Origin of the sequence: Paucibacter hankyongi (genome assembly GCF_037482915.1) — a bacterium.
Classification (GTDB): domain Bacteria; phylum Pseudomonadota; class Gammaproteobacteria; order Burkholderiales; family Burkholderiaceae_C; genus Paucibacter_A; species Paucibacter_A hankyongi.
In genome coordinates this window covers 110527-137345 of record NZ_JBBHJX010000009.1, presented here as the reverse complement: position 1 = coordinate 137345, position 26819 = coordinate 110527, and the positions used below count along the sequence as shown (strand labels likewise).

Annotated in this window: 25 protein-coding genes, 2 tRNA genes and 1 other RNA gene; 20 read left to right on the top strand and 8 right to left on the bottom strand. The window is 62.3% G+C overall.

The features are described from left to right. Window positions 1-62 precede the first annotated feature (62 nt). On the top strand, window positions 63-1550 hold the full coding sequence (gene rng, locus WG899_RS14715) for a ribonuclease G (protein WP_339596391.1): 1488 nt from the start codon (window positions 63-65) through the stop codon (window positions 1548-1550). A gap of 33 nt (window positions 1551-1583) precedes the next feature. On the opposite strand, the gene WG899_RS14710 is transcribed toward rng, so the two are convergent. Genes WG899_RS14710 through WG899_RS14700 form a run of 3 tightly spaced genes read right to left on the bottom strand, consistent with a single transcriptional unit; the run spans window position 1584 to window position 3954 of the window. Continuing rightward, the gene (locus WG899_RS14710; protein ID WP_339596390.1) at window positions 1584-2936 is read right to left on the bottom strand and encodes a diguanylate cyclase domain-containing protein; all 1353 of its coding nucleotides are present in this window, start codon (window positions 2934-2936) and stop codon (window positions 1584-1586) included. Then, a complete protein-coding gene (locus WG899_RS14705) occupies window positions 2936-3586 on the bottom strand; it encodes a hypothetical protein (RefSeq protein WP_339596389.1) in 651 nt (216 codons plus the stop codon). The genes WG899_RS14710 and WG899_RS14705 overlap by 1 nt, the downstream gene beginning before the upstream one ends. After that, on the bottom strand, window positions 3583-3954 hold the full coding sequence (locus WG899_RS14700) for a response regulator transcription factor (RefSeq protein WP_339596388.1): 372 nt from the start codon (window positions 3952-3954) through the stop codon (window positions 3583-3585). Before WG899_RS14700 ends, WG899_RS14705 begins: the two co-directional genes overlap by 4 nt. 379 nt (window positions 3955-4333) lie before the next feature. On the opposite strand from WG899_RS14700, the gene tolB reads away from it, so the two are divergent. From tolB to WG899_RS14665, 7 genes are all read left to right on the top strand, one after another. Continuing rightward, window positions 4334-5581 (top strand): Tol-Pal system beta propeller repeat protein TolB, encoded by a 1248-nt coding sequence (gene tolB, locus WG899_RS14695; protein ID WP_339596464.1) that lies wholly within the window; start codon window positions 4334-4336, stop codon window positions 5579-5581. Window positions 5582-5741: 160 nt separating this feature from the next. After that, the gene (pal, locus tag WG899_RS14690; RefSeq protein ID WP_339596387.1) at window positions 5742-6281 is read left to right on the top strand and encodes a peptidoglycan-associated lipoprotein Pal; all 540 of its coding nucleotides are present in this window, start codon (window positions 5742-5744) and stop codon (window positions 6279-6281) included. 1 nt (window position 6282) lies between these two features. Next, the gene (ybgF, locus tag WG899_RS14685) at window positions 6283-7071 is read left to right on the top strand and encodes a tol-pal system protein YbgF (protein WP_339596386.1); all 789 of its coding nucleotides are present in this window, start codon (window positions 6283-6285) and stop codon (window positions 7069-7071) included. A gap of 196 nt (window positions 7072-7267) precedes the next feature. Then, window positions 7268-8080, top strand: coding sequence for a tRNA threonylcarbamoyladenosine dehydratase (locus WG899_RS14680; RefSeq protein ID WP_339596385.1), 813 nt, complete (start codon window positions 7268-7270; stop codon window positions 8078-8080). Window positions 8081-8114: 34 nt separating this feature from the next. Further along, a tRNA-Lys gene (locus tag WG899_RS14675) sits at window positions 8115-8190 on the top strand. A gap of 81 nt (window positions 8191-8271) precedes the next feature. Continuing rightward, a tRNA-Lys gene (locus WG899_RS14670) sits at window positions 8272-8347 on the top strand. A gap of 167 nt (window positions 8348-8514) precedes the next feature. Then, on the top strand, window positions 8515-8850 hold the full coding sequence (locus WG899_RS14665; RefSeq protein ID WP_339596384.1) for a rhodanese-like domain-containing protein: 336 nt from the start codon (window positions 8515-8517) through the stop codon (window positions 8848-8850). Between the two features lie 159 nt (window positions 8851-9009). Here WG899_RS14665 and ffs read toward each other — a convergent pair. Further along, an RNA gene (gene ffs, locus WG899_RS14660) (signal recognition particle sRNA small type) lies at window positions 9010-9106 on the bottom strand. Window positions 9107-9210: 104 nt separating this feature from the next. Next, entirely contained in the window at window positions 9211-10338 is a 1128-nt protein-coding gene (locus tag WG899_RS14655) for an AIR synthase related protein (RefSeq protein WP_339596383.1), read from the bottom strand. Between the two features lie 120 nt (window positions 10339-10458). Between WG899_RS14655 and dnaX the strand changes: the two genes are divergently transcribed. The 4 genes from dnaX to WG899_RS14635 all read left to right on the top strand — a co-directional run bounded on the left by dnaX (window position 10459) and on the right by WG899_RS14635 (window position 14087). Beyond that, window positions 10459-12645 (top strand): DNA polymerase III subunit gamma/tau, encoded by a 2187-nt coding sequence (dnaX, locus tag WG899_RS14650; protein ID WP_339596382.1) that lies wholly within the window; start codon window positions 10459-10461, stop codon window positions 12643-12645. Between the two features lie 74 nt (window positions 12646-12719). Beyond that, entirely contained in the window at window positions 12720-13046 is a 327-nt protein-coding gene (locus tag WG899_RS14645) for a YbaB/EbfC family nucleoid-associated protein (RefSeq protein ID WP_263539948.1), read from the top strand. A 16-nt stretch (window positions 13047-13062) separates the two neighbouring features. Next, window positions 13063-13644: a recombination mediator RecR gene (recR, locus tag WG899_RS14640; protein ID WP_339596381.1), complete on the top strand. Its 582-nt coding sequence runs from the start codon at window positions 13063-13065 to the stop codon at window positions 13642-13644. A gap of 47 nt (window positions 13645-13691) precedes the next feature. Beyond that, on the top strand, window positions 13692-14087 hold the full coding sequence (locus tag WG899_RS14635; RefSeq protein WP_339596380.1) for an MAPEG family protein: 396 nt from the start codon (window positions 13692-13694) through the stop codon (window positions 14085-14087). Window positions 14088-14170: 83 nt separating this feature from the next. Here the strand turns inward: WG899_RS14635 and WG899_RS14630 are convergent, their stop codons facing one another. Together WG899_RS14630 and gloB are read right to left on the bottom strand one after the other, a co-directional pair. Continuing rightward, entirely contained in the window at window positions 14171-15802 is a 1632-nt protein-coding gene (locus WG899_RS14630) for a transglycosylase SLT domain-containing protein (RefSeq protein ID WP_339596379.1), read from the bottom strand. After that, the gene (gene gloB / locus WG899_RS14625) at window positions 15799-16626 is read right to left on the bottom strand and encodes a hydroxyacylglutathione hydrolase (protein WP_339596378.1); all 828 of its coding nucleotides are present in this window, start codon (window positions 16624-16626) and stop codon (window positions 15799-15801) included. Before gloB ends, WG899_RS14630 begins: the two co-directional genes overlap by 4 nt. Window positions 16627-16703: 77 nt before the next feature. On the opposite strand from gloB, the gene WG899_RS14620 reads away from it, so the two are divergent. The 6 genes from WG899_RS14620 to WG899_RS14595 all read left to right on the top strand — a co-directional run bounded on the left by WG899_RS14620 (window position 16704) and on the right by WG899_RS14595 (window position 23586). Then, window positions 16704-17489: a class I SAM-dependent methyltransferase gene (locus WG899_RS14620; protein ID WP_444718856.1), complete on the top strand. Its 786-nt coding sequence runs from the start codon at window positions 16704-16706 to the stop codon at window positions 17487-17489. Continuing rightward, entirely contained in the window at window positions 17486-17977 is a 492-nt protein-coding gene (rnhA, locus tag WG899_RS14615; protein WP_339596377.1) for a ribonuclease HI, read from the top strand. The genes WG899_RS14620 and rnhA overlap by 4 nt, the downstream gene beginning before the upstream one ends. Before the next feature lie 156 nt (window positions 17978-18133). Then, window positions 18134-19357 (top strand): efflux RND transporter periplasmic adaptor subunit, encoded by a 1224-nt coding sequence (locus tag WG899_RS14610; RefSeq protein WP_339596376.1) that lies wholly within the window; start codon window positions 18134-18136, stop codon window positions 19355-19357. A 10-nt stretch (window positions 19358-19367) separates the two neighbouring features. Beyond that, the gene (locus WG899_RS14605; RefSeq protein WP_339596375.1) at window positions 19368-22436 is read left to right on the top strand and encodes an efflux RND transporter permease subunit; all 3069 of its coding nucleotides are present in this window, start codon (window positions 19368-19370) and stop codon (window positions 22434-22436) included. Window positions 22437-22522: 86 nt separating this feature from the next. Continuing rightward, complete coding sequence (gene dcd / locus WG899_RS14600; RefSeq protein WP_263539956.1) at window positions 22523-23092, top strand: dCTP deaminase; 570 nt, start codon at window positions 22523-22525, stop codon at window positions 23090-23092. 119 nt (window positions 23093-23211) lie between these two features. Continuing rightward, window positions 23212-23586 (top strand): hypothetical protein, encoded by a 375-nt coding sequence (locus WG899_RS14595; RefSeq protein WP_339596374.1) that lies wholly within the window; start codon window positions 23212-23214, stop codon window positions 23584-23586. 110 nt (window positions 23587-23696) lie between these two features. On the opposite strand, the gene WG899_RS14590 is transcribed toward WG899_RS14595, so the two are convergent. Next, window positions 23697-23960: a hypothetical protein gene (locus WG899_RS14590; RefSeq protein WP_339596373.1), complete on the bottom strand. Its 264-nt coding sequence runs from the start codon at window positions 23958-23960 to the stop codon at window positions 23697-23699. 187 nt (window positions 23961-24147) lie between these two features. Between WG899_RS14590 and WG899_RS14585 the strand changes: the two genes are divergently transcribed. Continuing rightward, window positions 24148-24684, top strand: a complete 537-nt coding sequence (locus WG899_RS14585) for a 2-thiouracil desulfurase family protein (protein ID WP_339596372.1) — start codon at window positions 24148-24150, stop codon at window positions 24682-24684. Window positions 24685-24898: 214 nt separating this feature from the next. Then, window positions 24899-26788 (top strand): acyl CoA:acetate/3-ketoacid CoA transferase, encoded by a 1890-nt coding sequence (locus WG899_RS14580; protein ID WP_339596462.1) that lies wholly within the window; start codon window positions 24899-24901, stop codon window positions 26786-26788. Window positions 26789-26819: the final 31 nt, after the last annotated feature.

The following is a 26819-nucleotide window of genomic DNA, read 5'->3' as shown; positions in this document are numbered from 1 at the left end:
GTTCGTGTTCTGACGCATGCCGGCGACTTCGCCCGTATGCGCCAGCATTCGAGGTTAGCGCCATGGAAGATATTTTGATCAACTGGTCTCCGCAGGAGACGCGTGTGGCCGTGGTGGAAAACGGCGCCGTGCAGGAATTGCACGTGGAGCGCACGCTGGAGCGTGGCTTGGTCGGCAATGTGTACTCGGGCAAGGTGGCCCGCGTGCTGCCGGGCATGCAGTCCGCCTTCATTGATATTGGCTTGGAGCGCGCCGCCTTTTTGCATGTGGCCGATCTGCATGTCAATGGCGCGCCGGCGCATGTGCGCAGCCCGCATGCCGAGGGCGGCGTGGCCACGCCGATTGAGCGTCTGGTCTTTGAGGGTCAGAGCTTGACCGTGCAGGTGATCAAGGATCCGATTGGCACCAAGGGAGCCCGGCTGTCCACGCAGATCAGTATTGCCGGGCGCATGCTGGTGTTTCTCCCGCAAGACGACCATATCGGCATTTCGCAAAAAATTGGCTCTCCCGAGGCGCGCGAGCAATTGCGCAGCCGTATGCAGGCCCTGGTGGGCACGCCCGAGGAGGGCGGCGGTGGCGGCTTCATCCTGCGCACCAATGCCGAAGACGCCAGCGATGAGGAACTGGGCTCCGACATCGCCTATCTGCGCAAGGCCTGGGCGGCGATCCGAGAAAAGGGCTTCAATTCGCCGCCGGGTACTTTGCTGCATCAAGATCTCAGTTTGGTGGAGCGGGTGCTGCGCGATTTGGTCAGTGACCGGACCGGCTCGATCCGTATCGACTCGAAGCTGCAATTCGATGTGCTGCACAGCTTTGGCGAAACCTTCATGCCGGCGGCCACCGCCAAGCTGGAGCATTACAAGGGTGAGCGTCCGATCTTCGACCTGAACAATATCGACGCCGAACTGAGCCGTGCGCTGGCGCGGCGGGTTGACCTGAAGTCGGGCGGCTATCTCATTTTTGACCAGACCGAGGCAATGACGACGGTCGATGTGAACACCGGCGGTTTTGTCGGTGCACGCAATTTCGACGATACGATTTTCAAGACCAATCTGGAGGCGGCCGGGGCCATCTCGCGGCAGCTGCGCCTGCGTAATCTGGGCGGCATCATCATTGTCGACTTCATCGACATGACGCGGGAGGAGCACAAATCGGCGGTGCTGACCGAGTTCCGCAAGCAACTCAGCCGCGATCGCACCAAGGTCACCTTGGGTGGTTTCACGCAACTCGGCTTGGTGGAAATGACGCGCAAGCGCACCCGAGAGTCGCTGTCGCGCATGCTGTGTGAGCCGTGCCCGACCTGCGAAGGCCGCGGCCAGGTCAAAACCGCGCGAACCATCTGTTACGACATCATGCGTGAGATCTTGCGTGAGGCGCGCCAGTTCTCACCAAAGGAGTTCCGCATCGTGGCCGCCGCCAATGTGGTGGAGATGCTGCTGGACGAGGAGAGCCAGCATCTGGCCGGCCTGTCGGACTTCATCGGCAAGCCTATTTCGTTGACCGCCGAGCCGGCCAATCAGACCGAGCATTACGACATCGTGCTGCTCTAGCCATGCTTGGCCACAGCGGCGTGGCGCAGAACCTTAGCGTGCTTGGCGCCGCAGACCCTTTTCGGCGTACATGGCGCGGTCGGCCTGCGCCAGCAAGGTGTGGATGTCGCTGCCGTGGCGCGGGTAGACCGCTGTTCCCATCGAGCAACCGACCTGCACGCTGTCTCCCGACAAGGCGGCGGGAAGCTTGATCGACAGCTCGACCGCAAAAGACAGTTTGGCCAGCAATTTGCTCAAGTGCGTATTGCTGGGCGCCTCGGGGAAGAGCAGGGCGAACTCGTCGCCGCCGAGGCGGGCGACCAGGTCATCCCCACGTAACTGTTTGCGCAAGCGTTGCCCCACGGTCTGCAGAACGAAGTCGCCGGCGGCGTGGCCGTAGACATCGTTGATGCGCTTGAAACCGTCGAGGTCGACATAGACGATGGCCATGTCGCCGCTGAGGTGTGTGCTGCCCGCCATGGCGGCCAACACACGTTGTTCAAATCGGGCGCGGTTGGGCAGGCCGGTGAGGGGGTCGTGGTTGGCCCGGTGCTCATGGCGCTGCGCTCTTTGCGTCAGATCGGTGACGTCGATCAGGGTGCAGATGAAGCCGACCGGCACTTGGTTGGCGTCGCGAATCGGACCCGCTTCCAAGCGCAACCAGCGCTCGCCGGCGTCTGCTCGCTGGACGGGGAACTCTTCGGTCAAGCGGGTGGCTGATTGTGTGGCCACCTCCCAGCGCTGCTGCACGGCGGTGGCCTCTTCGGCCCCCAGCGCGATGGTCCAGGGGCGGCCCAAGGCGCCGGTGCAATCCAGCATCAGCATCTCCAGCCCGCGGTCATTGCAATAGGTCAAGCGCCCCTGCATATCGGTTTCAAACAGGCCCACCGGGGCCAGTCGGGCCATTTCCCTGAAACGCAGGCTGTGGCGGGCCAGTTCTTCTTGGGTTCGGTGCAACTGGGCGAGGTCATCGGCCAGCTGGCGCGACTGCTGCTTGAGCAGGTTCTCGCGCCGCAGGGTTTCGCTCATATCGCGAATTTGCACCAGGCACTTGCGCTGCTCGGCGCTGACGAGCGCCAGCACATCAACCGCTTGGTGAATCCGGTCCATGGCCGGCCCGCGTGTCGAGTACAAGGGCATGGGCATGGGGTGGAAGGCATGCGACAAACGGCTGGATCGCCCGCGGTTGATGGCCTCGTGGGTGGCCTGCACCAGGCGAGGGTCAATCAGGTCGCCAAAGGCTTCTTTCAAGCTCAGACCGATGACGGGGGCACTCAAGCGGGCATGTTCGGTGACCCAGCGATTGCAGGTCTCGATACGTCCTTGGCTATCCAGAACGATGATGCCGATGTCGATCAGTTGTAATGCGTCTTGCATTGGGCTTGCGGGCTGCTTACCGGCGCTCATCAACCGTCCAGCTCTTCGTCTGTACCCAGGCCGAAGAAGTGGCGAATCAGTCGGATCACGGTTTCCAGGGACGGTAGGTCCATCAAGAACAGCACAAAGCCACTCACGTCTTGGCTGCTCATGGACATGCCGATGCGAGCGGCCAGTACCACCTCGCCCTGTCCTTGCTGGCCAAACAAATCTTGTGGCGCCAAGCGTTCGACGTTCGGCAAGGTGCCCACCATCTCGGTCTTGAAGATGCCGGCCAAGCTGTTCATGCAGCTGTTGATGATGATGTTGCCAATCTCGCCCAGGGCATCTTGCTCAAGCTCGCTGATGTGCTCCAGCGGCGTGCCGGTGTCGCCGAGCATGCGGCGCACGATTTCGAGACCGCCGCGCTCAGGGAACAGCAACAGGGTCTCGGTCGCCAGCCCTTGGTCCGCGCTGTGAAAGGCTTGTGAAATGCTGCAAAGGGCAGGGTCGCTCTCGGCCGAGGGCAATTCCGCCAGATGCTCAAGCAACTGTTGCCGGGTCAGGATCTCGACCTCGGGCACGGTCACCCGAATTTCTTCATTGACGATGTCGGCAAACGAGGAGGCGGCTTCGCCCAAGGCCAAGTTGAAGGCTTCGGCCAGCGCGTCGCGCTCGACTTCGGTGAGATGCGTCCTCACGGTGCGTCCAGCAAAGCCAAGATTTGATCGACGATTTCGCCCTTGGCCGGCTTTTTGAATAAGGGTACGCCCAGCGCATCGGCCTTGGCGCGCATTGCGTCTTGAACGTTGGCGGTCAGCAGGGCGATGCGAATCTGTGGGAACTGCGGGCGCAGGATCTCGGCCAGTTCAATGCCGGTCATGTCCGGCATATTGATGTCCAGAACGATCAGGTCGGGTGCCTCTTGCTGCACCAGCGTCAGGGCGCTGCGGCCATCGCCGGCTTCTTGAATCGCGGCTTCGGGCTTGCGGTTTCGAATCAAACCGATCACGACGGTGCGCGACACCTTGCTGTCGTCAACGACCAAAATGCTGAGGGGTTTTGGCATCACGGTTCGCCTTTTGGTGGAAGGGGCGCGGGGTGTCTGAGTGCACCCAGTTCGCCGGACCTTGTTGCTCGGATTTTGCTGCAAGTCGGCGCGGCTGTTTGGCGAAATAAGGGCTTGCCGTCTCATATTTCCAGGGATGGTGAAAGGGGGCCTGGGTCAGGCATACGCCTTGTCACCCCTCCGTGCCTGCCCGCGCCTTCGCCTCAGGCAGAATGGGGCTCAGTTTGAAGTCGCACCCGCAGGTGCTTTGATCGCGAGTCGCATGTCCGCAAAGTACACAACACCATCGCTGTTTGGAACGGCCGAACAAATTTCAGCGTTTTCATCGCCGCTCAGCAGGCGCGGCGCCTTGCTTCGAGGCGCAGCCTCGGCGGCAGCCATGACCGGCATGGCCGCTCTGTCTGCCCCGGCGTGGGCGCAGTTCAGGGTGGAAATTTCTGGCGTGGGTGGCACCCAGTTGCCAATCGCGTTACCGGAGTTCCGCGATGAATCGCGTGCCGGCCAGGCGGTGGCCGCCATCATTCGCGCCGACCTGGAGCGCAGTGGCAAATTCCGCATCATCGAGTCGCCGCAAACCGGCCTGTTCGAGGGCAGCGCGCCGGTTTGGAGCGAATGGCGCGGCCGCAATGCCGATGCATTGGCCGCAGGCTCGGCCTCGCGTCTGGCGGACGGCCGGGTGGATCTGCGCTACAAGCTTTGGGACGTGGTCAAGGGCCAGGACCTGGGCGGTGAGGCGCATGCGGTGGCGCCCGATGATGTGCGTCTGGCGGCGCACCGCATCGCCGACACCATCTATCAAAAGTTGACCGGAGAGCCGGGTGTCTTTGCCACGCGCATGGCCTATGTGACCAAGGCGGGCGGGCGTTACAGCCTGCGGATCACCGATGCAGACGGCGAGGGCGGGCAAGTGGCGCTGGCCAGCCCCGATCCGATCATCTCGCCGGCTTGGTCTCCAAATGGCAGGGATCTGGCCTATGTGTCGTTTGAGACGCGCAAGGCGGTGGTTTGGATTCAGGACGTCTCATCCGGCAAACGTCGCGCGCTGGCGGACTTCCGTGGCACCAATAGCGCGCCAGCCTTTTCGCCCGACGGCCAGCAACTGAGCCTGACGCTGTCACGTGATGGCGGCTCGCAACTCTTCATCATCAACCGCGACGGCAGCGGCTTGCGGCGCCTGACGCAGAGTTCGGCCATCGATACCGAGTCGGTGTTTTCGCCCGATGGCCGTTCGATCTATTTCGTCAGCGACCGTGGCGGCAGTCCGCAGATCTACCGCATGTCGGTGGCGGGCGGAACGGCCGAGCGCATCACCTTCAGTGGAGCTTACAACATCAGTCCGGCGATCAGCCCGGACGGCCGCACGATGGCCTACATCACGCGCTTGAATGGCAGCACCTTCAGGCTGAGTGTGATGGACTTGGCCAGCGGCACGGTGCAGCAGATCAGCGATGGCAGCGATGACGAGAGCCCCAGCTTCGCTCCGAACGGCCGCTTGCTCGTTTACGCCAGCCGAGCCGCTGGGCGTGACGTCTTGATGACGAGCACCTTGGATGGCCGCATCAAAGCCAAACTGATCTCGACGCTGGCCGATGTGCGTGAGCCGACCTGGGGCCCGTTTGGCCGTTGAGGCTGGCTGGCTTTCGGCTTGGCTTGGGCGTTCACCGATGTGTTCCGCCTGGCCAGCTTTAAAACTTATAGGACAATGGCTCTTTTGCGTAGCACAAGCTCGCTGATTTGCTTGTTGTTTCCGGCGCAAAAGAACCGAATTTTTCGAAGGAGTGAACCGCATGAAGATGACCCGTTACGCCCTGAGCCTGCTTGCCGCTGCCGTCCTGGCCGGTTGTGGATCGACCGTCAAGTTGGACGAGCCCGCACCGGTTGAAACCCGCCCGGTGGCAGCCCCTAATTCGGCTGCCAACAGCGCTGCCAGCACCGCGCCAATGGCCGAGTCCAAGGTGGCAACGGTGGACCTGGGCGCGCAGCTGACCGCAGCCGTGGCCAATCAGCGCGTGGTGCTGTTTGACTTTGACAGCTACGCCGTGAAGGACGAATACCGTGGCCTGGTCGAGACCCACGCCAAGCGCTTGAACAATGACCGCAAGCTGGCCCTGAGCCTGCAAGGCCATACCGACGAGCGCGGTGGCCGTGAGTACAACCTGGCGCTGGGTCAAAAGCGTGCCGAGGCCGTGGCCAAGTCGCTGAGCCTGCTGGGCGTGGGCGCGGCCCAGATCGAGCCGGTCAGCTTTGGTAAAGAAAAGCCCGCCGCGCAAGGCAGCGATGAGGCCGCTTGGGCCAAGAATCGTCGCGTCGAGCTGAAGGACAAGTGAGATGAGTCTGCTGCAGCGTCGCCCGGGCTTCGCTCTGCTGGCCTTGCTCGCATGGCTGGCGGTAACGCCTGCCCGTGCGGCCTTGTTTGACGACGACGAGGCGCGCAAGGCCATTTTGGAGTTGCGCGGCCGCGTCCAGCAATCCGAGGATGCGCAGCGTCAGCGGGTTGAGCAGTTGTCGACCTTGGTGCAAGACCAACTCGGTCCCTTGCGCCGCAGCATGCTGGATCTCAATGGCCAGATCGATGCCTTGCGCACCGAAATCGCCAAGTTGCGCGGCCAGAATGAACAGTTGGCACGTGAGTTGTCGGAAACACAGCGCAAGTTGAATGATCAGGCGCAGGCCTTGGATTCGCGGCTGAAGCCCTTGGAGCCTCAAAAGGTTGCCTTGGATGGCAAAGAGTTCCAGGTCAATCCAGAAGAGCGACGCCAATATGACGCGGCTATGGGCCTGGTTCGCCGTGGCGACTTTGCTGAGGCAACGAACACCCTGAACAGCTTTTTGCGCCGTTTCCCGGCCAGTGGCTATGCTGATTCGGTGCGTTTCTGGCTGGGCAATGCGCAGTACGGCAAGCGCGACTACAAAGACGCCATTGCGACCTTCAAGGCATTCATTGCCGGCAACCCTGAGCATCCGCGTGCCAGCGAGGCCTTGCTCGCCTTGGCTAACTGCCAAATTGAGCTGAAGGATGTCAAGTCGGCCAAGCGCAGCTTGGAAGATTTGATCAAGGCATACCCGGGCACCGAGGCAGCGCAGGCGAGCAAAGAGCGTTTGGCGTCGTTGAAGTAATTCGCCACCCCCTCCGCAGGGTTCGAATTGAACGAATTACGCTTCAGACTCAGGCCCCGCTTGCGGGGCCTTTTTCTTGCTGGTCCCGCCTCATGCCGTCTCGCTGTGCTTTCTACAATCTAGCTATGCAAAAAAAATACAGCTTGGCTTCGCCCTCTTGGGCTGAGTTCGCAGTGACTCTGCCGGAGTGCGGGGCATGAGCCTGCTTCATCAGGACCTTCTGGATGCCGATGCTGAGCGCCGCTTTGGTGGCTTGCGTCGACTTTATGGCGATGCCGACTACCAGCGACTGCGCAATGCCCATGTCGCAGTGGTGGGCCTTGGCGGTGTCGGTTCCTGGGTGGTGGAGGCGCTCGCGCGTTGCGGGGTCGCAGCACTGACCTTGATCGATCTGGATCAGGTGGCCGAGTCGAATATCAACCGTCAGGTGCAAGCACTCGGATCCACCGTCGGTATGGCCAAGGCGGAAGCCTTGCGTCTGCGTGTGCAGGACATTCATCCGGCCTGCACGGTGACGATGATCGAGGAATTTGTCGACGAGCAGAACTGGCCCGATTTGTTAGCCGGTAAGGACGACGAATTGGACGGTCTGATCGATGCATGCGATCAGGTGCGCGCCAAAGCCTGTCTGGCCGCTTGGGCCTTGGAGCGGCGACTGCCTTTCATCAGCGTGGGGGCAGCCGGTGGCAAGCGCATGCCGCATCTGATGAGTGTTGAAGATCTGGCCGAGATCACACATGACCCTTTGCTTGCGTCCTTGCGCCAGCGCCTGCGCAAGCAGTACGGTGCTAAGCGGCAGGGCAAGATTGGTGTGTCATGCGTTTTCTCGCGCGAGCCTGTGCATCGCCCGGTGACGCCCGAAGGGCAGGCTTGCGAGCTGGATGGCAGCCTCAATTGCCACGGCTATGGCTCCAGTGTGGCGGTCACCGCCAGCTTCGGCATGGCCGCTGCCGCCGAGCTTTTGAAGATTCTTTTCGTTAAAGATAAAAAGACGCTTGCATTTAAATAAAAAGTCGTATTACAATAGTAGGCTTCACTGGTAGGGGTCGTTAGCTCAGTTGGTAGAGCAGCGGACTTTTAATCCGTAGGTCGCAGGTTCGAGTCCCGCACGACCCACCAGAAATTACAGCAAATATGTGCTATAATGTGAAGCTTGCTAATTAGCTGATTTGAATCTAATTCGATAAGTTAATAAGGCGAGGGCTCTTAGCTCAGTTGGTAGAGCAGCGGACTCTTAATCCGTAGGTCGAGTGTTCGAGTCACTCAGGGCCCACCAAAATTAAGAATGGATGAAGCACCGAATGCGAAAGCACTCGGTGCTTTTTTCATTTCGGTTTCGAAAACCATTGTCAGTTCGTCGGGTGGCGACATCCAGTGCTGCACTATGAGCTTGGCGCTACAGTGCGGCATTGCTTCTTCCTACTTGCCACTCTTAAATCAGCCATGAAAAACATATTCTTGCTCGCCGCGCTGTTGTTCAATGGGGCGGCGTACGCGAAAGACGTTGTTATTGATGTGCGCAGTGCGGCGGAATATGCCGAGGGTCACGTGAGTGGCGCGCTGAATATCGAGCACAGCGAAATCGCCAAAGAGATTTCCAAGTTCAATATAGGCAAGGAAGACAAGATCATCTTGTATTGCCGATCCGGTCGACGCTCTGCCATTGCCTTGGACTCACTCAAGCAGTTGGGTTACTCCAAGCTCGAGAACTATGGCGGCTTGGACGAGGCGCGGCAGCGCTTGGAGAGTGCAGCCAAGCAAGGTGGCGGGCCGAAATAGACCACGTTCGGCAGCCCGCTCAATCGGCGGTCATGCTTGGCGAAGGCGGGTGGCTCTGGATGGGGTGTTGGCGCCTGCGTGGCGACCAAGAACTCCGGCAGCGGCGGCGCTGATTCCCGTGATTCCCAAGGGTGGGGATGGAGTTCAGGGGAAGGTGGGGTTGACGAGCCTTGCCCCGGCACTGGTCACAACGGTTAGGGCTGCTTCGTTCCCGACCTGACCCGGTTGGCCGCGCTTCCATGCGAGGAGGCCCGTCAGCGTGCATTGTAAGCGATCGCGCGAGGCTCTCTGGCTGAGGCGAAAGAATTGCGCATGAAAAAGGCACCGTGTAGGTGCCTTTTTCATGGTGCTTTCGCGGGGTCAGCGCAGTTGCAGGTCGTCGTCGCTAAAGCGGATGTTCAGCGGCTCAATCAGCAGTTGCTTGGGGCCGTCTTCCAGTTGGCCGGCCACGATGGCGTCGATGCCGCAGGCCTTGGCCACTTCCACGGTTCGCGCTGCATCTTCGGCCTTCACAAAGATGGCGAAACCCGCGCCCATGTTCAACGTGGAATAGGCCTCTCGGTCATCTTGCTTGGCTTGCTCTTGCATAAAGCGCAGGACTGGTGTCACTGGCGGCACGTTGTGGATGCGGTAGGTGAATTGACCTGGGTGGCGCAGCAGCTTGCGCCAGCCGTGACCGGTGATATTGGCGCAGTAATGTGGCGTGATGCCGGCCTTGAACAGGGCTTCGGTGACCGGTGAATACAGCACGGTTGGAGCCAGCAATGCATCGCCATAGCTCAGCCCGGGTGCGATCTCCGTCAGGTAACCTTGGGGCAGGCGTTCGACCAGCTTGCGTGCCAGGCTCAAGCCATTGGCGTGGATGCCGCTGGAGGCCAGCAGCACGATGGCATCGCCGGCGCCGAGTTTGTCTCCGACAGAGAGGCGCTCTTTCGGGTTGATCAAGCCGGTGCAGGAAGCTGCCAAGTCGATGCGGTCGGCTTCCACGATGCCGGCCAGCGCCGGGGTTTCGCCGCCGCCCCAGGCCACCTGGCAGGTGTCACAGGCCTTCTTCCAGCCTTCGACCAGGCTTTGGGCGCGCAGTTTGTCGCCGAACCAGTCCGAGCCACCTGCGGCCCAGTAAGCCTGGACCACCAGCGGCGTGGCACCGACGGTGATCAGGTCGTTGATCGCCATGGCGATGGTGTCTTGGGCGATGCCGGCGTAATAGCTCTTGCCGGTCAGCTTGTACATCTCGTCGGCCACCAGGGTCTTGGTGCCCAGGCATTCAACGATGGAGGCGATGTAGAAGGGGCCCACGTCGACCACATAGGCTGATTCGCCGCGCGAAGCCAGCACCTCGCTGAAGCCGTGGCCTCCGAGGTGCGCGCCGGTTGCGGCGGCGGCGCGTTGCGCGCTGATCTTCAGTGGGTCGATCAGGTCGTAGTTGACACCGGCTTGGCTGTAGCTGAGGGTGTCGGGGGAGGAGGGGGCGTCATGCGTGCTCATGGGGCGGGATTATCGGTCAGACCGCGGCCATATTCCGCCGAGCTGATTCAAACCTTTCTTTGCCTTCGTTCGACCGGTCTTGCCGGAGAGGTGGAGTCGGCCCCCGTAGAATCCGTCGCCATGAGTTACCAGGTTCTCGCGCGCAAGTATCGTCCCCACAGCTTTGAGGAGTTGGTGGGTCAGGAGCATGTGGTGCAGGCGCTGGCCAATGCGCTGACGCAACAGCGTTTGCACCATGCCTATCTGTTCACCGGGACGCGGGGCGTCGGCAAGACCACGGTCTCGCGGATCCTGGCCAAGAGCCTGAACTGCACCGGCGCCGATGGGCAGGGCGGCATCACGGCCACGCCTTGCGGCGTCTGCGATGCCTGCCGCGACATTGATGCCGGGCGTTTCGTTGACTACATCGAGCTCGATGCGGCCTCGAACCGTGGTGTGGAAGAAATCTCGCAGCTGCTGGATCAATCGGTCTACAAGCCGGTGATGGGCCGCTTCAAGGTTTACATGATCGACGAAGTCCACATGCTCTCCAACACCGCCTTCAACGCGATGCTGAAGACGCTGGAAGAGCCGCCGGATTATTTGAAATTCGTGCTCGCCACCACCGACCCGCAAAAGGTGCCGGTCACGGTGTTGTCGCGCTGCCTGCAGTTCAATTTGCGGCCGATGGCGCCGCAGACGGTGTTGAGCCATCTGCGTCAGGTCTTAGAGGCCGAGAACGTTCCGGCCGACCCGGGGGCCTTGCGACTGCTGTCGCGCTCGGCGCGTGGTTCGATGCGCGATGCATTGTCTCTGACCGATCAGGCCATTGCCTTTGGCGCCGGGGCCTTGGTGGAAGAGGGTGTTCGGCAGATGTTGGGCAGCGTGGATCGCGGCCATGTGGTGGCGATCCTGGATGCCTTGATTGCCGCCAACGGCGCGGCTGTGGTGGCGCAGGCTGATGGTTTGCGCAGCCTGGGCCTGTCGGCCGCCGGCACCTTGGAAGACTTGGCCGGACTTTTGCAGCAGATGGCAGTTGCCCAGGCTGCGCCGGGCGCGCTGGATGAGCAAGACCCCGATACCGCCGAGGCTGAGCGTTTGGCGGCGCTGTTGCCGGCCGATGAAATTCAGCTGATGTACAGCATGGCCTTGCATGGCCGCCAAGAGTTAGCGCTGGCACCGGATGAATATGCCGGCCTGTTGATGGTGCTGCTGCGCATGTTGAGCTTTCGTCCGAGTGGCTTGAGTGGCTCGAACGGCATGAATGGTGGCGGCGGTGGTCAGGGGCAACGTCCCGCTCGACCTGCCGAGCGTTCCACAGGCGGCATGAATACTGCGGCCGCGCAGGCGGCTAAGCCCGCAGCGCCTCTGCTGCGTCCGCAGGCCGCCGTGGCCTCGGTGCCCGCGCCGCTTCCGCCGAAGAGTGTGGTGATGGCGCCGCCGTACGAAGCGCCGGCGCAGGCGCAGGAAGTGCAAGCTGCAGAGCGCCCGGTGGCTGCGCAGCCCTCTGTGGCCGCACCGGTCGTCGAGGAGCCGGTGCTTGCCGCGCCGGAAGAGGCTCCGGCCGTAGCGTCGGCCGCTTCCGCGGCGCCTGCGCCATCCCGGCCTGGCTTGGGGCGAGAGCCTGTCGCTGGAGGCTATAGCGCCCGACTGCGGCCGCGCGCGATCGAATTGACGCCAGAGCCAACGCCCGAACCCGCACCGGAACAGAAACCGCAAGCAAGACTTGCCAGCAAGGCTGGCGCCGCGGCCGATGAGGTGCCACCTTGGCTGGACATGCCGCCGCCCGATGATGAGGACATGGGCGGCTCGTCGTCTCAAGCCTTTGAAGACGGTGGGGGCGATTTGGATGATGAGGGCGGGTCGTCGGGCGGCATCTCCGCCGGAGAGCGACAGGCCTATGCCTCCACCGCCGGTGAGGATGTGCCCCTGACGCCGACCGCCTTGGGCGAGCGCTGGGCCGATCTGGTGCGGCCCTTGGGGCTGACGGCACTGACGCGCGAACTGGCGGTGCGTTCCGAATGCGTTGGTTTTGATGAGCAGGGCGAGACCTGGGTCTGGCGTTTGCGGGTCGAGCGTGAGTCCTTGCGCCAGCCCGCTCTCCGGGACAAGTTGCAGGCGGCCCTGGTGGCCCATCTGCAGCGACCGGTGCTGGTTGAAATGGAAGCGGGCTTGGCGCAGGATTCACCGGCGCTGCGTGATCTGGCGCAGGCACAGGCGCGGCAGCGCTCGCTGGAGCAAATCGTCGTCAAGGACCCACTGGCGCAAGTCTTGTTGGCCCAGTTCAAGACGGCGCGCATCGTGCCTGGCTCCATCCGCTCACATTGAGTGTTTGTTTTTTTCGCTTCGCCACGCGGCGCGGGCGAGCTTTTTATTGAATCTGAACCTAGAGGAGTACGGCAATGATGAAGGGTCAATTGGCTGGTCTGATGAAGCAAGCGCAGGCCATGCAAGACAATTTGAAAAAGGCGCAGGAAGAACTGGCCACCGTCGAGGTGGAAGGTCAGTCGGGCGCCGGCTTGGTCAAGGTCTTGATGACCTGCAAGAACGACGTCAAGCGCGTCACCATCGACCCCAGCTTGCTGGCCGATGACAAAGACATGCTGGAAGACTTGGTGGCCGCGGCCTTCAATGACGCGGTGCGCCGCGCTGAAGAAGTCAGCTCGCAGAAGATGGGCAAGTTGACCGCTGGCATGCCCATGCCTCCCGGCATGAAGTTCCCCTTCTGAGCCTGACGTACCCTCGGTGACGGCACTCGAAACCTTGGTCGAGGCGCTCAAGCGCCTGCCCGGTGTGGGGCAAAAGTCGGCGCAGCGCATGGCTTATCACCTCTTGCAGCATGACCGCGAGGGCGCGCAACGGCTCTCGTCCGCCTTGCAGGCAGCGGCCGAGCAAATCGGCCATTGCCGGCGCTGTCACACCTTCAGTGAGACAGAGATTTGCGGCATCTGCGCCGATGCCGCGCGCGACCCCAAACTGCTTTGCGTGGTGGAGTCGCCGGCCGATCAGGCGGCGCTGGAGCGCAGCAACTCCTACCGCGGCTACTACTTTGTGCTGTTGGGTCGCATCAGTCCTTTGGATGGGGTGGGCGTGGCGCAAATCGGCGCTGCAGAGTTGCTGCAGCGTGCCGCCGAGACTGGGGTTGAAGAGGTCATTCTGGCCAGCAGCTTTACCGCTGAAGGTGAGGCGACGGCCCATGTCTTGGGCGAAGCGCTGCGCTCACGCGGCATTCGTTCGACCCGCTTGGCGCGCGGTGTGCCGGTCGGCAGTGAGCTCGAATACGTGGACCTGGGTACCATCGCCCATGCTTTGCTTGACCGTCGCTAGCACATAGCCTGTGCGGAAGGCGCTGAATTGAAACCCCCGGAGAAGCCATGACCGTCGCCCATTACTGCATCATCGTCGCCTGCTTGTTGCCCATCGTTTGTGCGGGGCTGGCCAAGTCGGGTGGCTTCGGTCGGCCGCGCCGCGAAGGTGGCTTCGACAACCACAACCCGCGCGCTTGGTTGGCGCAGCTGACCGGGCGGCAGGCGCGCGCCAATGCAGCGCAGGCGAACAGTTTTGAGGCCTTGCCTTTGTTCATTGCCGGTGTTCTGGTGGCGCATCAACTGCAGGCCCCGCAGGGCTTGGTCAATGGCTTGGCGCTGGGTTTTGTCGCGGCCCGCATCGGCTATATCGCCGCCTATTTGGCCGATCAAGCCAAGCTGCGCTCGGCCATTTGGTTTGTCGGCATGGCCTGCAGCATTGGCTTGTTTTTCAGCGCCCGCTGAGCCCGTTGAGCGAAGCGGTTTTGGCTGACGAGGCTGACTTGAGCAAGAGGGCGACATAGTCGCCCCAGTTCCGGCGCCCCGCTTTAGCGTTTCGTCATTTGGCGCGCTGCCACATTCGGGTGCGGCACAGAGGCCACCACTGAGCGGCCACCCGTGGGTTTACGGCCGGTCTTGCTCGACTTCACCGCTGGGCTCGGGGCGCTTGGCTTGGCCAACGCCACTCGTTTCGTCGCCACGCTCGGCGCGCTGTAGACCACCAAGGTCTGGCCGGGTTTGAAGCTGCTCTTCACGCCGACCTTGTTCCACTCAGCCACTTGGGCCGGGCTGACCCGGTAGCGGGCGGCCACTGAGGCTACGCTGTCATGCTTGCCGGCCTTCAGGCTGAGGCGACGCAGCGGTGGGGTGTCCGGCGCCAGGCTGATCGAGGCGTGATCCGCCAGATGCTCGGAAACATCTTCGATCCGGTGCGCGGCGCGTGGCACCAGCAAGGTGGAGCCCTGTTTGACCAGCATGCGCGGGGGAATCATATTGACCTCCCGCAGCTGCGCTTCGCTCATGCCCACTTCTTTGGCCGCAACCGAGGGGCTCATGGTCTTGGGTACCGTCCATGCGGTCCAACTGGCCAAGGGCCCGCGGTGCGCGGACAGTGCGTGCGCGAAGGTGCGGGCATTGTCGTAAGGCAGCAAAATCTGGTTGGTGCCCGCGGCCAGCATCACCGGCTTGTTCATCTGCGGATTGAACTGCTTGAACTCTTCGACCTTCATGCCGGCCAGGCGTGCCGCCAGATCCACGTCCATGTCGCGGTCTAGGTTGACGCTCAAGAAGTAGGGGTGGTTGGCCGCTGGGGGGAGCGTCAGCGCGTATTTTTGCGGCGCCAGCACGATGTTTTTGACCGCCTGCAGCTTGGGCACGTAATAGCGAGTCTCATCGGGCATCTTCAGGCTCTCGTAGTCGGTCGGCAGACCAGCCTTTTGATTGCGCGTGATGGCCTTTTGCACATTGCCCTGGCCCCAGTTGTAGGCGGCCAAGGCGAGATGCCAGTCACCAAACATCTTGTGCAGGCGCCCCAGATAGTCGAGCGCGGCGCGCGTCGAGGCCAGCACATCGCGGCGGTCGTCGCGGAAGATGTTTTGCTTCAGGTCGAAGTCGCGTCCGGTGGCGGGCACAAACTGCCACATGCCGGAGGCCTTGGCGGTCGACATGGCCTGCGGGTTGAAGGCGCTTTCGATGAAGGGCAGCAGCGCCAGTTCGGTCGGCATGCCGCGCTTTTCGACTTCTTCGATGATGTGGAACAGGTAGCGGCCGCCGCGGTCGGTCATCCTTTGCACATAGTCTGGCCGGGTGCTGTACCAAGTTTCGGCCTTGCGCACCCAGTCATTGTCCAAATCGGTCATGGCAAAACCGGCACGCAGGCGCACCCACAGATCGACCTGGGCCTCGGCCTCGTTCAGGTCAATCTTGATGCCGGGTCGCAGGCTGTCTTCCAGCAGCGGCAGGTTGGCCGCTTCGCTCGTGCTGCTCAGCAGCGGCGCCGGTACGTTGTCGGTGTTCGTGGGGCTTTGGATCCAGGTCCGCGGCAGCGCATTGCGATCCGTACTGGCTGCGGTCTCCTGTATCGGTGAAGTACTGGCGCAGGCGCCCAGCAGCGCGCTGATCAGCAGCAGACTCAGGCGGCCGAGCTGGCTCGGCAGCGTCGAAGTAGCGTGTTGCTTCATCTGAATTCGTTCTTCCATTGCCGCAGATGGGCGAAGACCTCGACCGCGCGATCCGCTGCGGCGATGGGGGGTGTTAGGGAGGGCGTGGACGCAGCAGCGTCTGCCTGGGCCGCAAATGCGGCATCGGCCGCGCGCATGACAGCAGGCTGGTCGCAGCGCAAAAAAGGATTGATCTGTAACTCCAGACCCAGACGGGAGGGCAGGGTGGGCAGGTCCTGTTCTCGCTGGGTCTCGCACCATTGCTGGTACTGCGTCAACTCGGCGTTGTCCGGTTCAACGGCGCGGGCAAAGCGCAGATTGGACAAGGTGTATTCATGCGTGCAACAAACGCGTGTCGCGGCCGGCAAGGCCGCCAGCGTCTGCAGCGAGGCGTGCATCTGCGCAGGCGTGCCTTCAAAAAGGCGCCCGCAGCCACCCGAAAACAGCGTGTCGCCACAAAACAAAATCGGTGCGCTGGCATCGCTGGGCTGGGCCAAATAGAAGGCGATATGGCCGGCCGTGTGGCCCGGCACATCGAATACTTCAAGGCGCTGGCCCAGCAATTCAAAGCAGTCGCCGCCATGGCAAGGCTGGCTGTCGACCGGCATGGTTTCAAGTGCCGGCGCGTAAATGGGCCCTTGCAGATGGGCTAGCAATTCTTTCAGGCCGCCTACATGGTCGGCATGGTGGTGCGTCACTAGAATGCCGCACAGTTGCAGCGAATGCTCGGTCAAGAACTTGATGACCGGTTGCGCGTCACCCGGGTCGACCACGAGAGCTTTGCCGCCTTCGTGCAAGATCCAGATGTAATTATCCGCAAAGGCGGCAATCGCCTCCAGCTTCATGCAACCACGTCCAGACCCGAATTCATGCCTAATTTCATGCGTCCATGCCCATGCCAGGTGAAGCGTCGATTATAGAGTTGGCATCTTGGCTGCAGACCCCGCCCGGGCGCTATTTGCTCGAATGGGAGCAAGCCCAGTTGGATGCGGCAGTGGTCGACTTGTTTGGCTTTCATGCGTTGCAACTTGGGTTGCCCGAATTGCCTGGCCTGCAGGCGAATCGCATGCCGCATCGTTGGCTGGCCTTGGACAAGACCACCCCGGCGGCCGAGCCGCATTTAAGCCCTGCGCTGGCGGGGCCAGGTCTTGCGCTCTACTGCGAGTTCGGTGCGCTGCCGTTTGAGAGCAATAGCCTGGACTTGGTCTTGCTGCCGCATGCCTTGGAGCTGGCTGCCGATCCGCACCTGCTGTTGCGAGAGGTGGAGCGGGTGCTACGTCCCGAAGGGCGCTTGGTGATTCTGGGGCTGAATCCGGCCAGCAGCTGGGGGCTCAGGCAAAATCTGGGCCGTAACTTGCCGGGTAGGCAGTCCCCGTTTCTGCCTCGGGATGGTGAATTCATCGGTTATTGGCGCTTGCGCGACTGGCTGCGCTTGCTCAGTTTCGAGGTCGAGGCGGCGCATTTCGGCTGCTATCGCCCGCCCATGCGTTCCGACGCCTGGCTGGCGCGCTGGTCTTGGATCGAGCCGATCGGTGCGCGCTGGTGGCCGGTCTTGGGGGCGGTTTATTTCATCAAGGCCATCAAGCGCGTTCACGGCATGCGCCTGGTCGGGCTTGAACGGGGGCGCAAGTCGGTGCGCGCGGCAGCCCCTGCCGTGGCGGTGCAAAGTCGCCATCACACACAACAACATAAAGAACAAGGTCTATGAATCAAGCAACGAGTCCTGCCGGCGCCAATGCCGCTGCACCCAAGATTGCCAAGCCGGTGGTGGTGATCTACACCGACGGCGCCTGCAAGGGCAACCCGGGACCGGGCGGCTGGGGCGCTTGGCTGAGCAGCGCCGGGCATGAGAAAGACTTGTTTGGCGGCGAAGCCAATACGACGAATAACCGCATGGAACTGACCGCGGTGATTGAAGCCCTGGCTTCGCTGAAGCGAACCTGCCAGATCACCGTTTTCACCGACAGCGAATATGTGCGCAAGGGCATGACCGAGTGGATGGCCGGTTGGCAGCGGCGTGGATGGAAGACCGCCGACAACAAGCCGGTCAAGAACGCTGACCTTTGGCAGCGACTCGACGCCCTGCGCAAATTGCATCAGGTTGAATGGCGCTGGGTCAAGGGCCATGCCGGCGACCCAGGCAATGAGCGAGCCGATGCGCTGGCGAACAAGGGTGTGGCGGCCGCTGGCCGCTGAAGCGCCCGAACGCCGCGGCGGTTTTGTGCGCTAAGCGAGCATAGCCCGCGCTTTGAGGCACTGAAAGCGTATTTCAGACCTTTTCAGGCCCCGGGCGCTACCCGCTATTGAAGGAATTGAGCTGACAGGCGCTAGAGTGCCCGCTCGGAGACCTGCATGACATTGAAGAAAAAATTCCATACCGTCGGGGCGATTGCCGCTCTGCTCGCCATCAGCGCCGCAGCCTATTGGTGGCAGCATCGCCCCTCGGCCGGTTTGACGGCCGAAGCCAAGGCCGCAGACGGCAAACCCGCAGGCCCAGCGGCAGGGGCCAAGGGGCCGAATGCCCCACAAGCGAACGGCCCAGTTTCGGTTGAAGTGGGCACGGTGGAAGCGGTGTCGCTGCCGGATGATGCGCAGACCGTCGGCACGCTGAAAGCGCGTCAGTCAGCCCTGCTCAAGCCCGAGGTCAGCGGACGCATTGTCAAGCTGGGTTTCAGTGATGGACAGCGGGTCCGGCAGGGCCAGTTGCTGGTGCAGCTCGACGACGGTTTGCAAGCCGCGCAATTGCAGCAGGCCGAGGCGCAAGCCAGCATCGCCCGGACCAATCTGAAACGCAATAAAGAGTTGTTGGCGCAGAGCTTTGTCAGCGCTAGCGCGGTGGATCAGGCGCAGTCTGCGTTGGAGGTGGCCGAGGCCCAGGTCGCGCTGAGTCGGGCACAGCAAAGCCGCATGCAAGTGCGCGCGCCGTTTGACGGTGTGATGGGCATTCGCGCGGTCAGCGTGGGTGACTATGTCAAAGACGGCAGTGATCTGGTCAGCATCGAAGACGCGTCGTCGATGTGGGTGGACTTCCGGCTGCCGGAGCGGTTTGTGCCGCGTTTGAGAATCGGGCAGGCGGTCGAGGTGACCATGGATGCCTTGCCGGGCCGCAGCTTCAAGGCGCAGATCGAGGCCTTGGACACCCAGTTGGAGGCCAATGGTCGCTCTTTGTTGGTTCGTGCGCGTTTGCCGGGGAATGTGGCCGGCAGCAGTGAATTGCGTTCCGGCTTGTTTGCCCGTGTCAGCGTCTTGCTGTCCACACACCAAAACGCCTTGTTGGTGCCTGAGGAAGCCTTGGTGCCTCAAGGTGGGCAGCAGTACATCATCAAGCTCGCAGGTGACGCGAGTGCGCCGACCGCGCAGCGCATCGAGGCCAAACTGGGTCTGCGTCTGCCGGGCAAGGTAGAGATTTTGTCCGGGCTGAAAGCTGGCGACCGTGTCGTCACCGCAGGCCAGGCCAAGCTGATGCGCGGCGAGGGTCAAGCATTGAAGATCATCGACGTGGACAAGCAGGGCAAGGCGCGCGCGGGCTTGGGCGCCAACCCGGCGGTGCTGGGCGCTTCGGCGGCCAGCCGCTGAAAGGCCAGCGATGAAGATTTCTGAAACCTCCATCCGCCGGCCTGTCTTTGCGACGGTGATGTCGCTGCTGCTGGTGTTGGTGGGCATCGTGGCTTTTGGCCGCTTGGCCTTGCGCGAATACCCGCGCATCGACGAGCCGGTGGTGACGGTCAGCACCCGCTTGGTCGGCGCGTCCAGCGAGGTGATCGAAGGTCAGATCACCAAGCCGCTGGAAGATTCGATCGCTGGCATCGATGGCGTCGAGGTCTTGACCTCCAGTTCGCGCACAGAGTCCAGCCAGATCACCGCCCGCTTCAAGCTGGAGAAAAATCCCGACGACGCCGCCGCCGATGTGCGCGACCGCGTCGCCCGCGTGCGCGGCCGCCTGCCCGATGCGGCCGATGAGCCGGTGGTGGCCAAGGTGGAGGCCGACGCCCAGCCCACCATCTGGATCGCTTTTTCCAGCGAGACCTTGAGCCCGCTGGAGATCACCGACTTGGTCAACCGCGTGGTCAAACCGCGCCTGCAGACCATTCCCGGTGTGGCCGATGTGCAAACCGGCGGTGACCGAAAGTACGCGATGCGTGTCTGGCTGGATGCCGATCGCATGGCCGCTTACAAGCTGACGGTGCAGGACGTGGAAGACGCCTTGCGCAAGCAGAACCTGGAAGTGCCGGCCGGCCGCATCGAGAGCCAGCAGCGTGAGTTCAGTGTGACGGCGCGCACCGACCTGAACACGGTGGCCGAGTTCTCCGAAGTGATGATCAAGCAAACCGGCGGCTTCGCGGTGCGCTTGAAAGATGTGGCTCGCATTGAAGAAGCCGCGTCCAGCGAGCGTTCGCGGGTGCGTCTGAACGGCGTGTTATCGGTGTCTTTGGGCGTGGTGCGTCAAGCGACGGCCAACCCGCTCGAAGTCTCGGAAGCGGTGCGCGAGATGATGCCCAAGCTGCAGGCCGACCTGCCCGACAGCATCAAGGTCTTGCCCGCCAACGACAACTCGGTGTTCATCGATCGCTCAATCAAATCGGTCTATCACACCATTGCCGAGGCCGTAGTCTTGGTGGCGCTGGTGGTGTTTGTGTTCCTGCGCACGCTGCGTGCGTCCATCATTCCGTTGGTGACGATTCCGATCAGCTTGATTGGCTCTTTTGCCTTGATGGCCGCCGCCGGTTTCACCGTCAACACGCTGACGCTGTTGGCCCTGGTGTTGGCAATTGGCTTGGTGGTGGACGATGCCATCGTGGTGCTGGAGAACATCTTCCGCCATATTGAGGAAGGGCTGGAACCGTTTCAGGCGGCGCTGAAGGGCGCCAAGGAAATCGCCTTTGCGGTGCTGGCGATGACGATGACGCTGGCGGCGGTGTTTGCGCCGCTGGCCTTTACGCCAGGCCGCACCGGACGGCTGTTTGTGGAATTTGCCTTGACGCTGGCCGGGGCGGTGATCGTGTCGGGCTTTGTGGCGCTGACGCTAACGCCCATGATGTGCAGCAAACTGCTGCGCCACAACCCCAAGCCCAGTCGTTTTGATCGAGGTATGGAGCGGGTGCTGGTGTGGATCAGCGAACGCTATGCCGCCGCGCTGCGCTTTGCCTTGCGGGCGCGCTGGCTGGTGGTGCTGGTGATGCTGGCCTCGGGCGGCGCGAGTTGGTGGCTGTTCAGCACCACCAAGTCGGAATTGGCGCCGATGGAAGATCGCGGCGTCATCGTGATGCCGATCAGCGCGCCGGATGGTTCCACCTTGGCCTTTACTGCGCGTTACTTGGATGCGGTGGACCGCATCGCGGCGCAGTACCCTGAGTTTGACCGTGCCTTCCTGTTCTCGGGCGGTGGCGGCGTGTCTTCGGGCCTGGCGATCTTGCGCACCGTGGATTGGTCGGATCGCACTCGCTCAACCCAAGAAATTGCCCGCAAGATGCTGCCCCAGGTGAGCATGCTGCCGGGGGTGCAGGCCTTTCCGACCACGCCGGCCAGCCTGGGCCAGGGCTTTACCGCCCGGCCGGTCAATTTCGTCGTGGTCACGAGTGACAGCTATGCCAATCTGGCCAAGGTAACCCAGGCCATGATGGCCGAGATGGGCAAGAACCCAGGACTGGTGCAGCCGGACAATGATTTGCGTTTGAACAAGCCGGAGTTGTTCATGGCCGTGGATCGCGAGCGAGCATCCGATCTGGGTGTGCCGGTGGACCAGATCGCGCGCACGGTAGAGACGATGCTGGGCAGTCGTGCAGTCACCCGTTACAAGCGCGGTGCCGACCAATACGACGTGCTGGTGCAGACCGAAGCGGCCAATCGCAGCACGCCGGAACAGATCGAAAAACTGTTTGTGCGCGGCCGTGGCGACACCATGGTGCCGCTGTCCAGCCTGGTCAAGGTGGAAGAGGCGGTCAGCCCGCGTGAGTTGAATCACTTCAATCAGCGCCGCTCGGTTGCTTTCACCGCCAATCTGGCGCCCGGCTATGCGCTCGGCGAGGCCTTAACCTTCATGGACAAGGCCGCGGCCAAGGTGCTGCCGGTGGGTTATGCCACCGAATTGAACGGCGTGTCGCGGGAGTACAAATCCAGCAGCGGCGCCTTGGGCCTGGTGTTTGTGCTGGCGCTGCTGTTCATCTTCCTGGTCCTGTCGGCGCAGTTCGAGAGTTTCATTGATCCCTTTGTGATCATGCTCTCGGTGCCTTTGTCCATGGTGGGCGCGCTGGCAGCCTTGCAGTGGTCGGGCGGCACGCTCAATGTCTATTCGCAGATTGGACTGATCACCCTGGTGGGCTTGATCACCAAGCATGGCATCTTGATTGTGGAGTTCAGCAATCAACTGCGCCAGCAAGGCCGCGAGGTTCGCGAAGCGGTGATCGAGGCGGCCTCCTTGCGTCTGCGTCCCATCTTGATGACCACCGGCGCGATGGTGCTGGGTGCCTTGCCGCTGGCCCTGGCCACCGGCGCAGGCGCCGAGAGCCGTCAGCAGATCGGCTGGGTCATCGTCGGCGGCATGAGCTTGGGCACGCTGCTGACCATTTTTGTGGTGCCGACCATGTACACCTTGTTTGCCCGCAAGGGCATTCCGGGCGAGATCACCACGCCGGCCTTGCCTGAAGCGCAGGCCTAGCGTGCAGCCTGGTGCACAGGCCTAGCGCGCAAGCAAAGCGTGCTGGGCCTGGGCCTAAAATGCAGCGCAAACCCTGGGAACATCAGATGAGCATCAAAAGCGATAAGTGGATCCGCCGCATGGCCGAGCAGCACGGCATGATCGAGCCCTTCGAACCCGGCCAGATTCGGGCCAATGCGGCCGGCGAGAAGATCGTCAGCTACGGCACCTCCAGCTATGGCTATGACATCCGCTGCGCGCCCGAGTTCAAGGTCTTCACCAATGTCTACAGCTCCATCGTCGACCCGAAAAATTTCGACGACAAGAGCTTTGTCGACATGGAGGGCGACTTCTGCATCATCCCGCCGAACAGCTTCTGCTTGGCGCGCACGGTTGAGTACTTCCGCATCCCGCGCAATGTGCTGACGGTGTGCCTGGGCAAGAGCACCTATGCGCGCTGCGGCATCATCGTCAACGTCACGCCCTTTGAGCCCGAGTGGGAAGGCTATGTGACGCTGGAGTTCAGCAACACCACACCGCTGCCGGCCAAGATCTACGCCGGCGAGGGCTGCGCCCAAGTGCTGTTCTTTGAAAGCGACGAGGTCTGTGAAACCAGCTACAAAGACCGCGGCGGCAAGTACCAAGGCCAGCGCGGCGTGACCCTGCCGAAGACCTGATCCTTGGGGGACACGGAAAACTTGAATTGAATCAGCGGGTGAAAGGCCTGCTTTTTCCGATTTAAGTTTTGGCCTCGGCCGGCAAGATGACGCCATCTCCAGTCCTTGCCGAGGTCGTCATGAACAAGGTCTTCCATCTGCTCCCGAATCCCCAACTGAGTGCGCCGATCTTCTTTGATCTGCGTGATCACAATGGGCCCGACTATCTCTTGGGTGGCGTGGCTTTGGACCCGGCACTGCGGCCCCAAGCCGCAGTCGAATTCGGCTCGCCGCTGGTGGGGCCGGTTGACCCACTCGAATTGCAACGGTTTCAGCAACTGATGCAACAAGAGGGTCAGGTCTTGCAGCCGACCCGCATGATGTATGACCGACTCTATGCTTGCGAGCGTCTGGCGCAAGGCCATGCCAGTGCCAATCCGCTGTTGCGCGACCTGTCTTTAAAGCTGTTCAACAGCTATCAGCAAGCGGGCGAGTGGATCGGCTTGGCTCACTGACCGATACGGAACACGGCCCTCATGCCTCCGGCCCTCGCTCAGCGAGGGCTTTGTCGCTTTTGGGACTCGCCTTTTTGAAGCAGGGCCATTGGCCCGCAGGTCGCCGTGGCCTATAGCGCCGTCAGCCAGTCGCAGCGCAGGCGGCCCCTGCGGTGCAAACGGCCACGCCAGGACGTGTAAAAGCCGGGTAGCATGAAACCCGCTGGGCACAGCGGCAGCAGTGGCCAGGCGTCGATCAACAAGAGGGCAGGCAGGGCCACCCAGCCCAAGACCCAAGCGGTCAGCACCAGATCCCAAGCATGCAATTCCATCGGATGGCGGCGCCCATGCAGGAACAGCCAACGCTTGACGGAAGTGAGCTGAATCAAGGTCATGATGCACTCCTATGCTGGCCGCGCTTGCCAAGCGTTTGTAAGGTTCGTGTCAGTTTATTTATCGGCGATGAGCAGGGAAAACACCAGCTGTTTCGGCTCCTGTGCCCATCTTTTTTTTGCGAATGGGATTGGCGAGCGGACGTTTCAACTGCCAGCTTGAGTCACGTAGATTGACCTTGGACCAGGAATGCAAGAAATCTTGATCAGCGCTTGTTTACTGGGACATGCGGTTCGTTATGACGGCTTGGACAATGCCAGCCGGCATCCGGTCTTGCAGCGCTGGCTGGCCGAGGGCAGGGTGCAGCCTTTTTGTCCCGAAGTCAGTGGAGGCTTGCCGACGCCGCGGCCGGCGGCAGAAATCGAGGCTGCCTTGCTCGGAGGCGCAGGCGGGGGCGCGGCGGTCTTGCTTGGCGAGCGACGTGTCATGACGTTGGGAGGTGATGATGTCAGCGCCGCCTTTGTGCAAGGCGCACGTCAAGGCCTCGCTCTGGCGCAAGCGCGCAGCATACGCATGGCGGTGTTGAAGGACGGCAGCCCGTCCTGTGGCAGCAGCCGTATCTATGACGGTTCATTCGAGTCGGTGCGCATCGCTGGTGCCGGTGTGACGGCGGCTTTGTTGCGTCAAGCCGGCTTGGAGGTATTTGCCGAAACCGAATGGGAGTTGGCGCAGGCTTGCTTGGAACGGCTTGAAGTTCAGGATCGCCGCCCACAGCCTGGACCCTAGTGCCGCAATTTGATTTGCGTCATAACGCCCAGGGTAAACGGCGATCGGTGATGCAGGGCATGCTCCGAACCGGCCCCAAAGGCGCGACACTGCGCACTTCGAAGCCAGGAGTCGCGCAATGACGCCGAAGCAGGAATTGCCAGCCGAACCCCATGGGCCCAGCCCGCGCCACGACCCGGCGCAGCGCCAGGCGCATTTGCATGCACTGCAGGCCATGGAACATGGCAAGGTGGTCAGTGCCGCCGAAGCGGTGGCGCTGATCCATGACCGCGATTGCGTGGCAACTTCGGGTTTTGTTGGCATCGGCTTTGCCGAAAACCTGGCCGTCGCGCTGGGGGCCCAGTTCCTGCACACCGGTACGCCGCGCGAACTGAGTCTGGTGTATGCGGCCGGCCAGGGGGATGGTCAGTCACGCGGCCTTAATCATCTGGGGCATCCGGGGTTGCTTCGGCGGGTGGTCGGGGGCCATTGGGGCTTGGTGCCGGCGCTGCAGAAGCTGGCCTTGGCGGGCGAAATTGAAGCCTGGAATTTGCCGCAGGGCGTCATCAGTCAACTCTACCGAGACATTGCCGCCGGCAAGCCCGGCCATTTGAGCCGCGTCGGCCTGGACACCTTTGTCGACCCGCGCCACGGCGGTGGGGCGGTCAATGCGCGCAGTACCGAGGCGCTGGTGCGTCTGATGCCCATCGACGGCGAAGACTTTCTCTTCTACAAGACTTTTCCCATTGATGTGGCCTTGTTGCGGGGCACCACGGCGGATGCCGATGGCAATATCACGATGGAGCGCGAGGCGCTGACACTGGATTCACTGGCGATTGCGATGGCGGCGCGCAATAGCGGCGGCATTGTGATCGTGCAGGTCGAGCGCCTAGCCGAGCGGGGGAGCTTGAATCCTCGGCAGGTCAAGATTCCGGGCATCTTGGTGGACGCGGTGGTGCTGGCCGAGAAGCCCGAGTACCACATGCAGACCTTCATCGAGCCCTACAGCCCGGCCTTCTCGGGCGAGCTGCGCGTGCCCCTGAGCGCGGTGGCGCCGATGGCCATGAGCGCGCGCAAGCAGATCGCCCGCCGCGCCGCGCTCGAGTTGCGCAGCAACGATGTGGTGAACCTGGGCATCGGCATGCCGGAAGGCGTGGCGGCGGTGGCGGCTGAGGAACACATCATCGATCTGATTACCCTGACGGCCGAGCCCGGGGTGATTGGCGGCATACCGGCCGGCGGCCTGAACTTTGGTGCGGCCGTCAACACCCAGGCCGTCATTGATCAGCCCTATCAGTTTGACTTCTACGACGGCGGCGGCCTCGACCTGGCGGTGCTTGGTTTGGCGCAGGCTGATGCCGAGGGCAATGTCAATGTCAGCCGTTTCGGTGAGCGTCTGGCCGGTGCCGGCGGCTTCATCAATATCAGCCAGAACGCCAAGAAGCTGATCTTCGTCGGCAGCTTTCTGAGCGAGGGCCGGCCGAAATTCCTGCCCCATGTGGAGCAGCGTACGTTCTCCGGTCGCGAGGCGTGCCGGCGCGGCCAGCAGGTGCTTTATGTGACCGAGCGTTGCGTGCTGGAGCTGAGCCCGCAGGGCCTGGTGCTGAAGGAATTAGCGCCGGGCCTTGACTTGCAAGGCGATGTGCTGGACTTGATGGGGTTCACGCCGCTGATACCCGCGCCACCGCTGCCGATGCTGGCAACGATTTTTGAGGAGGGGAGCATGGGCTTGCGGGCCCGCTTGCTGATGTTGCCGCTGCCCGAGCGGATGACGTACGACGCGCCAACGCGGCAGTTCTTCCTCAACTTTGAACGCATGGCGGTGCGCACGCTCGACGATGTGGAGGCCATACGCGGCGAGGTGGAGCGGCAGCTGAAGCCGCTTGGTGAGCGCGTTTGGTGCGTCGTCAACTACGATCACTTCCATCTCGACCCGGTGGTGGCCGATGCCTACGCGGCCATGGTGCACGAACTGAGTGACCGTTACTACGTCAATGTCACCCGTTACGGCAATGCGGGATTCAGCCGCAGCTTGTTGGGTGCGGCCTTGCAAGCGCGGGGTGTGGCGCCGCATCTGTTTGACTCGGCGCAGCAGGCCTTGCTGGAAATCAAAGGCTTGCCTTGAAGCCAGTCCCTCGCCCTGGCCCTGGGCTTGG